Source organism: Paraburkholderia sp. BR10872, assembly GCF_040965835.1.
Taxonomy (GTDB): domain Bacteria; phylum Pseudomonadota; class Gammaproteobacteria; order Burkholderiales; family Burkholderiaceae; genus Paraburkholderia; species Paraburkholderia nodosa_A.
Genome location: NZ_JBFRCN010000029.1, coordinates 35,809 through 49,634, shown reverse-complemented (window position 1 = coordinate 49,634; position 13,826 = coordinate 35,809). Strand labels below are relative to the sequence as shown.

12 protein-coding genes are annotated in these 13,826 nt (G+C 65.9%); 2 read left to right on the top strand and 10 right to left on the bottom strand.

The window, feature by feature from the left end:
* Nucleotides 1–9: 9 nt before the first annotated feature.
* Nucleotides 10–1,077 (top strand): 2-aminoethylphosphonate aminotransferase, encoded by a 1,068-nt coding sequence (locus tag AB4Y43_RS22230; RefSeq protein WP_368728793.1) that lies wholly within the window; start codon nucleotides 10–12, stop codon nucleotides 1,075–1,077.
* Between the two features lie 63 nt (nucleotides 1,078–1,140).
* On the opposite strand, the gene AB4Y43_RS22225 is transcribed toward AB4Y43_RS22230, so the two are convergent.
* From AB4Y43_RS22225 to AB4Y43_RS22215, 3 genes are read right to left on the bottom strand one after another with little or no spacing between them, the layout of a single operon-like run.
* On the bottom strand, nucleotides 1,141–2,598 hold the full coding sequence (locus AB4Y43_RS22225; RefSeq protein ID WP_368728792.1) for a YfcC family protein: 1,458 nt from the start codon (nucleotides 2,596–2,598) through the stop codon (nucleotides 1,141–1,143).
* A gap of 23 nt (nucleotides 2,599–2,621) precedes the next feature.
* A complete protein-coding gene (locus AB4Y43_RS22220) occupies nucleotides 2,622–3,392 on the bottom strand; it encodes an IclR family transcriptional regulator (protein WP_069261780.1) in 771 nt (256 codons plus the stop codon).
* Nucleotides 3,393–3,400: 8 nt separating this feature from the next.
* Nucleotides 3,401–4,288, bottom strand: coding sequence for an N-formylglutamate amidohydrolase (locus tag AB4Y43_RS22215; RefSeq protein WP_083245007.1), 888 nt, complete (start codon nucleotides 4,286–4,288; stop codon nucleotides 3,401–3,403).
* 441 nt (nucleotides 4,289–4,729) lie between these two features.
* Between AB4Y43_RS22215 and AB4Y43_RS22210 the strand changes: the two genes are divergently transcribed.
* Nucleotides 4,730–5,830, top strand: coding sequence for a porin (locus AB4Y43_RS22210; RefSeq protein WP_368682561.1), 1,101 nt, complete (start codon nucleotides 4,730–4,732; stop codon nucleotides 5,828–5,830).
* A gap of 17 nt (nucleotides 5,831–5,847) precedes the next feature.
* On the opposite strand, the gene AB4Y43_RS22205 is transcribed toward AB4Y43_RS22210, so the two are convergent.
* The 7 genes from AB4Y43_RS22205 to AB4Y43_RS22175 all read right to left on the bottom strand — a co-directional run bounded on the left by AB4Y43_RS22205 (nucleotide 5,848) and on the right by AB4Y43_RS22175 (nucleotide 13,801).
* Nucleotides 5,848–7,077, bottom strand: a complete 1,230-nt coding sequence (locus AB4Y43_RS22205; RefSeq protein ID WP_368728791.1) for a PepSY-associated TM helix domain-containing protein — start codon at nucleotides 7,075–7,077, stop codon at nucleotides 5,848–5,850.
* A 263-nt stretch (nucleotides 7,078–7,340) separates the two neighbouring features.
* Nucleotides 7,341–7,490 carry a hypothetical protein gene (locus tag AB4Y43_RS22200; protein ID WP_176732810.1) on the bottom strand — a complete coding sequence of 50 codons (150 nt, stop codon included), beginning with the start codon at nucleotides 7,488–7,490 and terminating at the stop codon, nucleotides 7,341–7,343.
* A gap of 121 nt (nucleotides 7,491–7,611) precedes the next feature.
* Complete coding sequence (locus tag AB4Y43_RS22195; RefSeq protein WP_069261784.1) at nucleotides 7,612–8,199, bottom strand: NTP transferase domain-containing protein; 588 nt, start codon at nucleotides 8,197–8,199, stop codon at nucleotides 7,612–7,614.
* Nucleotides 8,200–8,341: 142 nt separating this feature from the next.
* Nucleotides 8,342–10,573: a xanthine dehydrogenase family protein molybdopterin-binding subunit gene (locus AB4Y43_RS22190; protein ID WP_368728790.1), complete on the bottom strand. Its 2,232-nt coding sequence runs from the start codon at nucleotides 10,571–10,573 to the stop codon at nucleotides 8,342–8,344.
* Nucleotides 10,570–11,586, bottom strand: coding sequence for a xanthine dehydrogenase family protein subunit M (locus AB4Y43_RS22185; protein WP_368728789.1), 1,017 nt, complete (start codon nucleotides 11,584–11,586; stop codon nucleotides 10,570–10,572). Before AB4Y43_RS22185 ends, AB4Y43_RS22190 begins: the two co-directional genes overlap by 4 nt.
* 16 nt (nucleotides 11,587–11,602) lie before the next feature.
* Complete coding sequence (locus tag AB4Y43_RS22180) at nucleotides 11,603–12,319, bottom strand: (2Fe-2S)-binding protein (RefSeq protein WP_368728788.1); 717 nt, start codon at nucleotides 12,317–12,319, stop codon at nucleotides 11,603–11,605.
* A gap of 513 nt (nucleotides 12,320–12,832) precedes the next feature.
* On the bottom strand, nucleotides 12,833–13,801 hold the full coding sequence (locus tag AB4Y43_RS22175) for a LysR family transcriptional regulator (RefSeq protein ID WP_368728787.1): 969 nt from the start codon (nucleotides 13,799–13,801) through the stop codon (nucleotides 12,833–12,835).
* Between the last annotated feature and the right edge of the window lie 25 nt (nucleotides 13,802–13,826).

The window sequence follows — 13,826 nt, the reverse complement described above, 5'->3', positions numbered from 1 at the left end:
GGAACTACCATGCTGCTGCTCAATCCCGGCCCGGTCACGCTCACCGAACGCGTGCGTCAGAGCCTCCTCCAGGAAGACCTGTGCCATCGCGAAAGCGAGTTCTTCGACGTGCAGGAAGAGGCGCGCACGCGTCTCGTGAGCGTCTACGATCTCGACCCCGCGCAATGGCAGGCCGTGCTCATGACGGGCTCCGGCACGGCTGCGGTCGAAAGTATGATCTCGACGCTCGTGCCCGCGAACGGCAAGCTGCTGATCGTCGAGAACGGTGTGTATGGCGAGCGCATCACCGCGATCGCGAAGCAGTATGGCATCGCGCATGAAGTGGTTAAGCACGACTGGATGCAGGCGCCGGATCTCGCGCGCATCACGGCCGCGCTCGACGCCGACAAGTCGGTCACGCACGTCGCGATCATTCATCATGAAACGACCACGGGGCGCCTGAACGATCTGCGCACACTGGGCGAAGCGTGTTGCGCGCGCGGCGTGCAGATGCTCGTGGACGGCGTGAGCAGCTTCGGTTCCGAAGCGATCGATTTCGGCGACGCGAGCATCGCGGCGGTGGCGGCCACGGCGAACAAGTGCCTGCACGGCGTGCCGGGCGCGGCCTTCGTCGTCGCGCGGCGCGGCGCGCTCGCGCAAGCGCATAGCCGCACGTACTATCTCGATCTCAAGCGTCTTGCCACGCTGCAGGACCAGCGCAATACGCCGTTCACGCCTTCGGTGCACGCGTACTACGCGCTCGTCGAGGCGCTGCGCGAACTCGCTGACGAAGGCGGCTGGCAGTCGCGTCACGCGCGCTATGCGGCGCTTTCCGAGCAGGTGCGCGCGGGGCTCGCTGCGCGCGGCATGGAAAGCGTGCTGCCGAAGGACGAATCGTCGGTGGTGCTGCGCGCGTTCCGCTTGCCCGCGGGCGTCGATTATCCCGCGCTACATGACGCGCTCAAGGCGCGCGGTTTCGTGATCTATGCGGGGCAGGGCGGCTTGTCGGCGGAACTGTTCCGCATCTCGACGATGGGCGACATTCACGCCGCCGATGTCGAGCGCTTGCTGGCCGCGTTCGATGAAGTGACGCGTTGAGGGCGTAGTTCGCAAGCGACTAACGGGCGGCTTCGGCTGCCCGTTTGCTTTTGTAGTCGCGCTTCAATATCCCGTGACTACCGCAAGCGCAAGGGTCGCAGAAGACAGCACGAGCAGCACGAGAAAGAGCGGCAGAATGAAGCGTATCCACTCGCCGAAGCCCACGCGCGCCGTGGCGAGATACGCGAGCAGCATGCCGGAGGTGGGCGTGACCATGTTCGTGAGGCCGCCGCCCAGCACGAATGCGAGCACCGAGGTCTGCCCGCTCACGCCCGAAAGCTGTGCGATAGGCCCGATGATCGGCATGCTCACCGCTGCCTTGCCCGAAACCGAAGGAATGAACACGTCGAGCAGCATCTGCACGGCCATGAGTCCGTTGGCGACCCAGACGCTCGAGCGTCCGTGCGCGAGGCGCGTGAAGTAGTCGATCAGCGTATCGAGCACGAAGCTGTTCTGGAGGATCAATTCGACCGATGCCGCAAGCCCGATCAGGAGACCCGCGAGTACCATGCCCTTCATGCCGTCGACAAAGGCCTCGGACGCGCTGCGCGAATCGAGCCGCCCGACGAGCGCTGTCACGATGCTGATCGCCACATAGAATGCGGAAAGCTCGACGTTGCCCCACTTCAGTTCGCGCGTGCCGAACACGAGTGCAGCGGCCGCAAAAGCGAGGATGACGAGCGTCGCCTTGTGGCGGCGCGAGAGCGGCGTAGGCGCATGCAGCGCCTCGACGGCGGCCTCGCGCCGATAGCCGCTGCGACGCACATAGAGCAGCAGATACGCGACGCCGATCGTCAGAAACACCACGAACACGCCGAGCCGCAACGCCAGCCCGCTAAAGAGCGGCACGCCGACGATGGGCTGTGCCACCGCGAGAGAAAGCGGATTCGTAACCGACGCGATATAGCCGATCTTCGCCGCGATCGCGACGAGCGCCACTGCGAACAGATTCGAGAGGCCCAGTCGCTTCGCGAGCAGCATCACCATCGGGATGATGACCAGGTACTCCGAAATGAATCCGAGCAGGGTGCTGCCAAGCCCGATCAGGATCATGAGCAGCGGCGCGAGCACGTAGACGTTGCCGGCGGTGAGCTGGAGCAGGCGGTCGATGCCGGCGTCCACTACGCCCGTGCGTTTCATGACGCCGAACATGCCGCCCACGAACATCACCATGACGATGAGCGGCGCGTTCTTGATGAGCCCGTTCGGGATGGCGACGAACACGGAGACGAGGCTCGCGGGCGCCGCATGATCCAGCGTGCTCTTTGTCACTGACGGCGCGACCAGCGTGGCGAGATCGCTGCTTTTCGGCACCACGTGGTAGGTGCCCGGAATCACCAGCTTGTCGTGGCGCTCGAAGCGGCCCGCGTCGACGAACCAGGTCATCGCCAATGCGGAGGCGAGTACCCAGAGCATCATGACGACAGGGTGCAGCATCTTGCCGTGCGGCCTGGTTTCCGGTTTTGCGTCTTCGGTGGGCGTCGTGTCTTCGCGCGGGGAAGAGGGCGGAGCGGCGATCATGATAAGGATTCCTCTGTGCGTACTCAGGCGGAAAGCGCCGCGGCGCGTGCGCCCGCATAGCCGAGCTCGGCGGAGATCGCATCGGCGCAGGCTTGAAGACGTTCGAGGTAGTCGGGAATCTCGGCGCGGCCGATGCGCATTTCCGGCCCTGAAATGGCGACGGCCGCCACCGTCGCGCCCGACATATCGCGCACCGGCGCGGAGATCGCCACCGCGCCGGCCGTCACTTCGCCGAGACTCACGGCGTAGCCCTTGCGCGCGATCGCATCGAGTTCCTCGACAAGCGCGATCAGGTCCGGCGCCTCGGGCATCTTCTTCATGCGCGCGAGATAGTCGGTGCGCACGGCACCGGGTGCGAACGCGAGCAACACCTTGCCCGAAGCGCCGTGGTTGATCGACCGGCGGTTGCCCACCGCGCCTACTGCTCGCACCTGGTGCGTGGTCTCGCATCGCGCGACGCAAACCGTCTCGAGGCCCTCGCGCACCCGCAGCACGATCGTCTCGTTGATCGCCTGGTTGAGCGCGAGCATGTGGCGCGAGGCCGAGCGTACGAGCGTGTTTTGCTGCGTGGCCGCCACGCCTAACACGAAGGCTTGCGGGCCGAGCGCGTAGGTGGAGGTTTGTGCGTCCTGTACGACATAGCGGTGCAGCTCCAGCGTGCAGAGCATGCGATAGGTGCGCGATTTGTTGATACCCAGCTGCGTGGACAGTTCCGTTACGCCAAGGCCGGGATGCTCGGCCACATAGCTGAGCAGTTTGAGCGCGTTGTCGACGGCATCGACGATATAGGTCATGGCTATGCTCACTTTGCGTTGAGTCGCGCGCGCGCCCAGTCGGCGAGGGCGTCGGCGAAGGCGTCGAGGTCGCGCTTGAGCGTGTCGAAACCCGCATGCTTCGAACACGTCGCCTCATCCATGTAGAGCGCGCGGTTCAGTTCGATCTGGATGCTGTGCCGGTTGCGCGCCGGATCGCTCACGGCGCGCAGCAGGTCGCCGCCCTGGTAAGGCTCGTTGATCTGCACGCGATAGCCGGCGGCCGCAAAGTGCTCGGCGACCCATTGCGTGAAGGCCGGATCCGACGTCGTGCCGCGCCGGTCGCTGATGACGAAATCGGGGCGCGCCTCGCCCGAGTCGACGTTCATTTCGTTGCCGCGCGATTTCATGGAGTGACAATCCACGTGCCATAGCGCGCCGTGTTGTGCGTAAGCCGTTTCGGCCGCCTGAGCGAGCGCCGCGCGGTAGGGGCGGTAATACGCGTCGATGCGGTGCCGGACTTCATCGACAGAAAGCTTGCGATCGTAGAGCGGCATGCCGGGCAGCGCGTAGCGGCGGATCAGTCCCATGCCGCGTCGCGTGTACGGCTCGGGCGCGAGCGGCTCGGGCCAGGGCTCGGCGAGCAGTTCGGCGTCGATGTCGGTGATGGCGCGGTTCGGGTCGATATAGGCGCGCGGAAAGCGTGCGCCGATCAGCACGCCGCCGCGCGCGGGAACGCCGCCCCACAGTTCGTCGACGAACGCGTCCCACGAGGTGAGGATCGCCTCGCGCGGCGCGACGGTGCCGAAGTCGTCCGGCAGCGTAATGCCGCTATGCGGGGAGTCGAACACGATAGGCAGCGGCGCAGCCTGTGCCGCAACGGTGAAGCAGGGCGCGTGTTCGTCTGCCTGGGGGGAAAGAAGGCTGGTGTTCGTCATCGCTAGTCAGTTACTTGTCGTCTGTTTTAGTGAATAAAACAGCGTTTTAATTTCAAGAGACAGCGTAGCGCGCGGTAAAAATTGGGCCGATTGGGGTTTCCCCTGGAATGGCTCGGTAAAAACGGTGAAATGAACCAACTGTAAAGGATTACAGCGATTTTGACGGACGCCGCGACGCCGTGCGTCGTGTCGCGGGTTTTTGACAGCTTCTTGACGGGACGGAAAGCCGGCCCGAATAATTAATAATACGCTGTTTTAAACAATAAAACAAGCGGGTGAGGCAAGCATCGCTAACGGGGAGTACGAGCAGGCAACCGACGCTCTGCGCTGCACAGCGATGCCGTTTCATCAGGACTGCAAAAGATAGATCGCACCTCGCGGCGCGCATCTGGAGATCAACGTCAATTGATGGCACATCGAATGCCAGAAGGAGAAAAACGCATGTTTCACGCATCCCGGCACACCCTCGCACTCGTCATCGGCGGTCTCGGTCTCGCGGCCTCGCACGCTAACGCGCAGTCGAGCGTCACGCTCTACGGCATCGCCGACGGCGGCTTCACCTACACGAGCAACCAGGGCGGCAAGTCGAACTTCCAGGCGACGGCCGGCAGCGAGCAGGGCTCGCGCTGGGGCCTGCTCGGCAGCGAAGATCTGGGCGGCGGCAATCGCGCGATCTTCCGCCTCGAGAACGGCTTCAACCTGCAGACCGGCACCGCGAGTGCGAACGGTCGCATCTTCGGCCGCCAGGCGTGGGTGGGCCTCGCGAGCGACCGCTGGGGCTCGCTCACGTTCGGGCGCCAGTACAACGCGGCGCAGGACTCGCTCGAACCGCTGCAGATGGCCGTGGAGACGTCGCAATACGGTACGCACCCGTTCGATACCGACGACCTGAACAACACGTTCCGCACCGACAACTCGGTCAAGTACGTCACGCCCAAGTTCCACGGCCTGACGATCAACTCGATGTACGGTTTCAGCAACAACGCGGGCAACTTCGGGACGAACCGTTCATGGAGCGTAGGCGCGAGCTATGCGGGCGGGCCGCTGCAGTTCGGCGCAGCGTATGTGCAGCTCGATCATCCGGCCACGGACACGACCGGCGCGATTCCTTCGGACAACTACTTCACGTTCCTGAAGGGCATTACGCAGCAGCGCATCTGGGGCGCGGGCGGTGTGTACACCTTCGGCAATCTCGGCGTGGGTGCGATGTACACGAACGTCGCGTTCGAGCTGACGCCGCAAAGTCAATACCAGCACTATCAGAACGCGGAAGTCAGCCTGCGCTATGCGATCACGCCGTCCATTCATGCCGCGATCGGCGAAACCTGGACGGGCGTGAATGCGAACGGCCAGAAGGATAGCTGGCACTACTGGCAGACGACCAGCGCGCTGCAATACTTCCTCTCGAAGCGCACGGATGTCTATCTCGACCTCATCTATCAGCGCGCAACGAACGCCGTGGCGCAGATCGAAGGGACGTCGGGCGCATCGAGCAACGGCAACCAGTTCCTCGCGGTGACGGGCATCCGCCACAAGTTCTGAGTGGCTGACCCGGGCGGTCAGTTCGCGGCGCGCTCGCGCGTGCCGATCGTGCTGGCCGCCTTCGCCTGCTTCGCGGGCTTGCGCCGCGCACGCGCTTTCTTGAGCCAGATGAGCACGCCGGTCACGCTGAGCATCGCGACGACAACGCCGGTAATGCTGATGGCGATACGTCCCGGCAGCCCGGCAATGCGGCCCGAGTGCAACGGAAACTGCGCCTGCATGAAGATATCGCCTGCGCTGCCGCGGCCCGGAATCTGCCTGCCGAGCACCTGGCCCGTGCGCGCGTTCATGATGAGCCACGCATTGCCGAGGCCCGCGTCACCGTGATCGTTGCCCGCCTCGAAGTAGCCCACGCCATACACGCCGGAGGTGGGCAGCCCGAAGAGTCCCCCCGGCGGCGCTGTGATGCCTTCCCGGCGGCCCATCCCGGCGGCTTCCGCCACGATGCGTTCGCGCGCGGCGGTGGCTTCAGCGGGCGTGAGCGCGGGGCCCGGCGCGACGATGCGGAACGGGTCCGGCGCGAGCGTCGAGAACACCGACACCACGGGGCGCACGACCTGCGTGCCGAGGTTCATCGAAATCGATGTCACGGCCACCACGATCAGGAGTCCCCAGAGCCACACGCCGCCCGAGCGGTGCAGATCGAACGTGAGCGCATACCCGCCGCGCTTCACGCGAAAGGCGAGCGACTTGCGCCAGCTTTTCAGGTTCGGGAACGCGAGGACGATCGCGATGAAGCCGTCGAGCAGCCATACCATCCCCACCACGCCCATCGTCCACACGCCGAAGTCGATGCCCATCTTCGTCGGCATGAATAGCGTGTAGTGGAGTTGGTAGAGGAAGGGGATCAGGTTCTGGCGCGCAAGCGAAGCCTTGCCCCACATGCGGCGGCCTTGCTCCTCGCCCGTGACGGGGTCGAGCGCGACCTGGTTGAAGTCGAGCGCGTAGGGCGCCTGGCTCGCGGGGTTCAGGCGCGGCGCGACTTGCGCGATCCAGGTATGGCCAGGCTCGACGGAAAGCGGCATGAAGGTTACGACCGCATGCGGTTCTTCGGCCTCGAGACGCTTCGCGAGTTCGAGCGCAGGCAGCGGGGTGCCCGGCGTCGCGCTACGGAAGAACGTTGGATTGAGCAGCGCGTCGAGTTCGTGGTCCCACGCGATCACCGCGCCGGTCAGTCCGGCGAGGAACAGGAAGGCTGCGGTGCCAAGACCGAACCAGCGGTGCAGGCGGACCAGCATCGGTCTCATGCAAAACCTCGGCTCGCCGGCCGGCGCGCGGGGGCGAACGCAATCACGATTGGGCTCACGGCAATCTTGAAAAATACTGCAAATAGGAATCGTTTGCATTCTACGGATCGACCGTCGAAGGCGCAAGCTTTGCGAAAGGCGAGGATATGGGGGCGGAAGAAGCGCGGAGCGCGCAGAAGCGGACGTGGCGCTTGCGAGATGTCGTCGCGAGCGCCGCTACGACCATGAGACGCGATGCCTGGCCGCAGCGGCCGGGCGTGCGATCACACGGGGTCCTTGTCCGGCGGCCCCTCGGGCTGCTGCGGTTCGTCCTTGTGATGGCCCGGTGCCGGTGGGGTGAGCGGGTCGCGTTCGGGGTCCCGTGTCGGATCGGCGAGTGGATCGGGAAGCGGATTCGTGTGCGAGCAGATCATCGCGAGGTCCTCTTGCGCTAAAGCGTGCGGACGTGTGGTGCGCGTCAACCTATAGCGTAGGCGATCGATTGCATGCCTGGCACTCGCAATTGAACAATCGCCGCGCGCGAGTGCGTGCGAATCAGAGCCCGTCGAGGTCGGCCGGCGTGTCGACGTCGCGCAGAATGCCCGGATCGTCGACTTCGATGCGTGTGAGCGGGTGGGTGCTCAGCAGGGCGCGTGCGCCCGCGTCGCCGTCGAGCGCGACGAGCGCTGCGCGATGCGCGTAGCCGAAGCCCACCGGATGTCCGCGCTGCCCGCGATAGAACGGCGCGACGAGCGACGCGCCGCCATCCAGTGTGCGCGCCACGGCTTCGATCGATTCGACGGCAATGCAGGGCATGTCGGCCAGCGCGACGATCCAGCTTTCCGCTTCATGATCGGTTTCCACGCCCGCAGCGAGGCTCGCGCCCATGCCGCGCGCGGCGTCGGGGGCGAACACCACCTCGCAGCCCGCGTCGTTGAGCACATGCGCGAGTGTTTCCGCCCCGGGACGGACAACGGCGATCACTTTGGGTACGACGCGTAGCAGCCGTTGCGCGGATTCGCGCGCGACGCATGTGCCTTCAGGGAGGGGAGCGAGGAGCTTGTTGCGCAGTCCGTTGGGATCGAAGCGCGAACCGGTGCCGGCGGCGAGCAACACGCCGGTGGCGAACGAAGCATAGGCCATGGCTGTGATACGCCGCGAAGAGGGTGAGCAGTGATTGTGCGGCGCAAGCGCGCGTGAGGCAAGCCCCGCGCGCGGCATAGGCCTTGCTCTGTCCTGCATTTGCCGACTGCGCATGCACTATGCGGGTGCAGACCGGTGCCGGTCACACAAGCGAATTCATCTGTGGAACGACCTTGTCGAGCGTAATCGGCAAATCGCGTACGCGCACGCCCGTGGCGTGATACACGGCATTCGCAATCGCCGCCGGCACGCCGGTAATGCCGATCTCGCCGATGCCGCGCACGCCAAGCGGATTGAAGCGCAGATCGGGTTCGCCGACGAACAGCACGTCCAGCTCGCCGATGTCCGCGTTCACGGGCACGTGATATTCCGCGAGATTGTTGTTGGCAATGCGGCCCACGCGCGTGTCGAAGAGGCCCTCTTCGTGCAGGGCCGTGCCCACGCCCCATACCATGCCGCCCATCAACTGGCTGCGTGCCGTTTTTTCGTTGAGCACGCGTCCCACGTCGTACGCGCCGACGATGTGCGCCACGCGCATCGTGCCGGTATCGGCATCGACGTGCACTTCGGCGAATACCGCGCCGAATGAGTGAAACGCATACTGCTGCTTCTCGGCGCCTGGCTTCGTCGCGACCTGCGCCTCGAGCGGCTGGCCGCCCGCGCGTGCGATGACGGCGGCGGCCGGGTCGCGTCGCGAGCTGTCGCTGCGGCTTACGACCCAGCCGTCCTGCACGGTCACGTCGTCGGCGGCGAGTCCGTAGACGGGCGAGCCGCGATCGGCGCGCGCGAGCGCAATGAGCTTGTCGCGTACGGCCATGCACGCGGCCTGCACGGCGGGCGAGACACTCGCCGCCGACTGCGAGCCGCCCGAAACCGGCGCGATCGGCAAGGTCGAATCGCCCAGCGCGAAGCGGATGCGGTTGGGCGGGAAGCCCAGCGCGTCGGCGGCCACCTGGGTCATCACCGTGTAGGTGCCGGTGCCGATGTCCTGGGTGCCCGACGCGACTATCGCGTTGCCGTCGGGCAGGATGCGCGCCACGGCGGCGGCTTCGCTGCGGTTCGCGGGATAGGTCGCGCTCGCCATGCCGAGGCCGATGAGCGTGTTGCCGTTGCGCATGGCGCGCGGCGTGGCGATGCGCCGTGACCAGTTGAAGCGTTGAGCGCCCGCCTCGTAACACTGGCGCAGCGCTTTCGACGACCACGGCTTGCCGTCCTGCGGCTCGCTTTCCGCGTAGTTCTTCAGGCGCAGCGCAACCGGGTCCATTTTCAGTTGCCACGCCAGCTCGTCCATGGCCGATTCAAGCGCGAACGAGCCGGTGGTTTCACCGGGCGCGCGCATGAAGGTCGGTGTGCCGACATTCAGGGGTACGACACGATGGCTCGTGCTGCAATTGGGCACCGCGTACATCATGCGCGTGACGAGGCCGCACATCTCGAGCCAGTCTTCGAAGGTGGACGTGTGGGCCAGCGTGTCGTGGCGCAGGCCCGTGAGCGTGCCGTCCGGGCGCGCGGCGAGCGACAGATGCTGCTCCGTGTGCGGGCGCGAGCCGACGGGGCCGAACATCTGCGGCCGAGCGAGCGCGAGCCTCACGGGGCGTCCCGTCTGCTTCGCGGCCATTGCGCACAGGCTCACGTGCGACCACGACGAACCCTTGCAGCCGAAGCCGCCGCCGAGGAACGGCGAAATCACGCGCACGTTGTCCGGCGCGATGCCGAACACGGCCGCCACCGCGTCGCGCGCGCCGCTCACGCCCTGGGTGGCGTCGTAGAGCGTGAGATCCGGGCCGTCCCAGTGCGCCATCGTCGCGTGCGGCTCCATCGGGTTATGGAATTGCGTGGGCGTGGTGTAGACGGCATCGAAGCGCACCGCGCCTTCATGCAACCCGGCTTCGACGTTGCCGCGCGTCGATTCGACCGGGCGCCCCATTGGGCTGGGCGGCGCGTGCGCGTCGCCTTTCGCGCGATTGAAGTCGAGCGTGGCCTGCGTCGGCGCGTAGGCGATGTCGACGTGACGCGCGGCATCGGTGGCGTGTTCCAGCGTGTCGGCAACCACGACTGCAACGGGCTCGTTGCTGTAGCGCACGACGTTGTCCTGTAGCAGCGTGAGGTGCCGTCCCGCTGGTGGTTTGAGCGGCGAGCGCCCGCCGTTGGGCAGCCGCATCGCGCTCTGGTACGTCATGACGAGCAGCACGCCGGGCATGGACTGGGCGCGGCTCGAGTCGATCGACGTGATCGTGCCGCTCGCAATCGTGCTGGTCACGAGCACGGCATGGGCGAGCCGCGTTTCCGGGAAATCGCTCGCGTAGAGGGCGCCGCCCGTGACCTTGAGCATGCCGTCGATGCGGTCCATCGGTTGTCCGGTCAGCGCGCTCATGCGAAATCTCCGGTGTTGTTGCCTTGCGTGCCGGTGGCGGCGAGCAGCGTCGAGCGGATGATCGCGCGTTGCGCGAGTCCGACCTTGAACGCATTGCCGCTCAGCGGCTTCGCCTGCGCGAGTTCCGCCGCGGCGGCCTCGCGTAGCGTCGACGCGCTGAGCGTCTTTCCGGCGAGATGCTGTTCCGCCACGCTCGCGCGCCACGGTCGGTGCGCCACGCCGCCCAGCGCGATGTGCGCCGCGCGGATGCGGTGGCCGTCGAGTTGCAGCGCGCTCGCGACCGAGACGAGCGCGAACGCATAGCTCGCGCGGTCGCGGATCTTGAGGTAGTGCGCGTGCTCGCTGAACAACGGCGGCGGCAGGTCGACCGAGGTAATCAGTTCACCTGATTGAAGTGTCGTGTCGAGATCGGGCCTGTCGCCGGGCAGGCGATGAAACGAGGCGAACGGGATGGTGCGTGCGCCGCCCGGTCCGCTCACTTGCACGGTGGCGTCGAGCGCCGCGAGCGCAACGCTCATATCGGACGGATTGACGGCCACGCATTGTGCGCTTGCGCCGAGGATCGCATGCATGCGATTGAAGCCGCCGATCGCTGCACAGCCGCTGCCGGGCGCACGCTTGTTGCATTGGGCGAACGCGGTATCGTAAAAGTACGGGCAGCGTGTGCGTTGCATGAGATTGCCGCCCATGGTGGCCATGTTGCGCAGCTGCGGCGACGCGCCGGCGAGCAGCGCCTGCGAGAGCAGCGGGTAACGCGTGCGCACGAGCGTGTGATTGGCCGCGTCGCTGTTGCTCACGAGCGCGCCGATGCGCAGGCCGCCGTTGGGCAGCGTTTGAACTTGATCGAGCGCCTCGATGCGCGTGATATCGATGAGCGTCACCGGATGCGCGATGCCGCCTTTCATGAGATCGAGCAGATTCGTGCCGCCGCCGATGAACGCCGCACCGGGACGCTGCGCGGCGGCAATCGCGCCGTTCACATCGGCGGCGCGCTGGTATGAGATGGCATCCATTTGTGTGCCTCCGTACTCAGGCGCTGGCCGTGTGCGCGTCGCGCACGGCGGCCACGATGTTGACATAGGCGCCGCAGCGGCAGATGTTGCCGCTCATGCGCTCGCGTATTTCGGCATCGCTCAGTTGGGCGGGGCGCGTGCGCACGTCGGGTGTAGCGGCGCTCGCTGCGCCTGCCGCGAATTCGCTCAGGCATGCCGTGGCCGAACACAGTTGGCCCGGCGTACAGAAGCCGCACTGGAAGGCGTCGTGCTCGATAAACGCACGCTGCACGGGACTGAGCGTGGCCACGCCCGCGAGCCCTTCGACCGTGGTGATGCGCTGGCCTTCGTGCATCACAGCGAGCGTGAGGCAACTGTTGATGCGCCGTCCTTCGACGAGCACCGTGCAAGCGCCGCACTGGCCGCGATCGCAGCCCTTCTTCGTGCCGGTGAGTCCCGCGTAGTCGCGCAGCGCATCGAGCAGCGTGACGCGCGGTTCGATATGCAGCGTGTAGGCGCGGCCGTTGATGTCGAGCCTGACCGGCTGCGCGGGCGCGGGCGGCGGCGCTTCGGTGGGGGCGGTGGCAGGCGGCGCATTCTGGGCATGCAGATGAGGCGTCGCGCTCAACGCGGCAGCGGCAGCCGCCGATTGCAGGAAGCGGCGGCGGGTGACGTCGGCGGGCGCGCGGGAGGGGGAAACTTGGGAGGCGTCGTCGCAATCGCACGGCGCATCGAGGGGACGTTCGTTGGACATGGCGATCTGCGGACTCCAGGATGAAGACAGTACATAATCCGGGACTTCAGGCGCTGGCCGCGCGGCGTTGCGCAGGGCTTCGTCGCGCAGCGGCGCGCCTCTTTCGTGCAGCAATTCCGATGCCGCGGTGGCTCGACCGGGCACTGCAGAACTGCAAAGTGCACTTCTCGAACACGAAAGTAAAGCGCTTACGTGTGAATTTTTCGCTGCATATTGCTTGATGGCGCAACGCTGTCGCATGGCTGGCGCCATTCCGGCGCGAAGCTGGCGCCATGGACAGAAATGCAATGCCGCAGGCGGGAAAAGGGTATTGAAAGATGATTGCGCGACGAGTCGTTCCGCGCAACGCCTACGCTATGCGCGGTCTTCCTGAAAGTTGAGGTGTCGGCCTGGCTATCTGGTGCTTCACGCTCGACCACAATGGTACGGTGTCCTTCCGACACGCCGTAGACCGCAGCGGCGGTGCGCTTGCAGACATTCGCCTTATCGATCGACTGAGGAATTGCGCACGAGTCAATCGAGAGGATCGCTAACCATGTCGGCGGTGCTCAGCGCAGCCACGGCCTCGCGCAGCCACACGAGCGCCGGATCGGCGTGATTGCGTGGGTGCCATGCCGCATGCATCGAAAAGCCGCGTGCCTCGAACGGCAGCTCGAACAGATCCACGCGGTCCTGGTAGCGTGCGGCGAGCCGATAAGGCAGCGTTGCCACGTAGTCTGTGCGAGTGAGCACCTCGGGCACGAGCGTGAAGTGCTGTACTGAGTGCGCCACGCGGCGGCGTCGGCCGAGCGCTTCGAGATGTTCGTCCATGAAGCCGAAGAAGCTCGCGCCGCTGGTCGAAACGAGCACGTGCTCGAGCGCGCAATAGCTGTCCAGGTCGAACGGGGCTGCGCCGCGCGGGTGCCCTTTGCGCTGCGCCACGACGAAGTGTTCGTCGTAGAGCTTTCTGGCCTTGAGTGTTGGCGGCACCTGTTGCGCGGAGCCGAGCAGCAAATCGATTTCGCCGCGCTCGAAGCGCTCGGCGAGCGAGCCGGATTCAATCGCGATGAACGCCAGTTGCAAGCCGGGCCCAGCCAGACGCGGCCACGCGATCATCAGCGGCAGGCCGAGCACGGCCACGCACTGGTCGCTCGCGGCGACCACGAAGCGCCGTGTACCCGTGAACGGATCGAAGGCGCTCTCGCGGCGCACCACCGTTTCGAGCGTCTTGAGCGCCGCATGCAGCGGCTCCATCAGTTCGAGCGCGCGCGCCGTGGGGGTCATGCCGCGGCCATTGGCGGCGGGAAGGAGCAGCGGATCGTCGAAGAGTTGGCGCAGCCGGGCAAGCTGCGCCGAAACAGCCGGCTGCGTGAGATTCAAGCGCGCGGCGGCGTGCGTCACGTTCAACTCGGCGAGCAGGGCGTCGAGTGATACGAGCAGGTTGAGGTCGATACCGGAGAGATCAATCACGGTGATGGGTGGAATGTCGGCGATTGATTTCAAGAATACGTCTCGCTCGCCTAGAGTT

Coding starts and splice junctions, on each gene's coding strand:
- AB4Y43_RS22195 (WP_069261784.1), bottom strand. CDS start 8,199: ATGGCCTATGCTTCGTTCGCCACCGGCGTGTTGCTCGCCGCCGGCACC.
- AB4Y43_RS22210 (WP_368682561.1), top strand. CDS start 4,730: ATGTTTCACGCATCCCGGCACACCCTCGCACTCGTCATCGGCGGTCTC.
- AB4Y43_RS22230 (WP_368728793.1), top strand. CDS start 10: ATGCTGCTGCTCAATCCCGGCCCGGTCACGCTCACCGAACGCGTGCGT.
- AB4Y43_RS22205 (WP_368728791.1), bottom strand. CDS start 7,077: ATGAGACCGATGCTGGTCCGCCTGCACCGCTGGTTCGGTCTTGGCACC.
- AB4Y43_RS22180 (WP_368728788.1), bottom strand. CDS start 12,319: ATGTCCAACGAACGTCCCCTCGATGCGCCGTGCGATTGCGACGACGCC.
- AB4Y43_RS22200 (WP_176732810.1), bottom strand. CDS start 7,490: ATGATCTGCTCGCACACGAATCCGCTTCCCGATCCACTCGCCGATCCG.
- AB4Y43_RS22215 (WP_083245007.1), bottom strand. CDS start 4,288: ATGACGAACACCAGCCTTCTTTCCCCCCAGGCAGACGAACACGCGCCC.
- AB4Y43_RS22220 (WP_069261780.1), bottom strand. CDS start 3,392: ATGACCTATATCGTCGATGCCGTCGACAACGCGCTCAAACTGCTCAGC.
- AB4Y43_RS22185 (WP_368728789.1), bottom strand. CDS start 11,586: ATGGATGCCATCTCATACCAGCGCGCCGCCGATGTGAACGGCGCGATT.
- AB4Y43_RS22225 (WP_368728792.1), bottom strand. CDS start 2,598: ATGATCGCCGCTCCGCCCTCTTCCCCGCGCGAAGACACGACGCCCACC.
- AB4Y43_RS22190 (WP_368728790.1), bottom strand. CDS start 10,573: ATGAGCGCGCTGACCGGACAACCGATGGACCGCATCGACGGCATGCTC.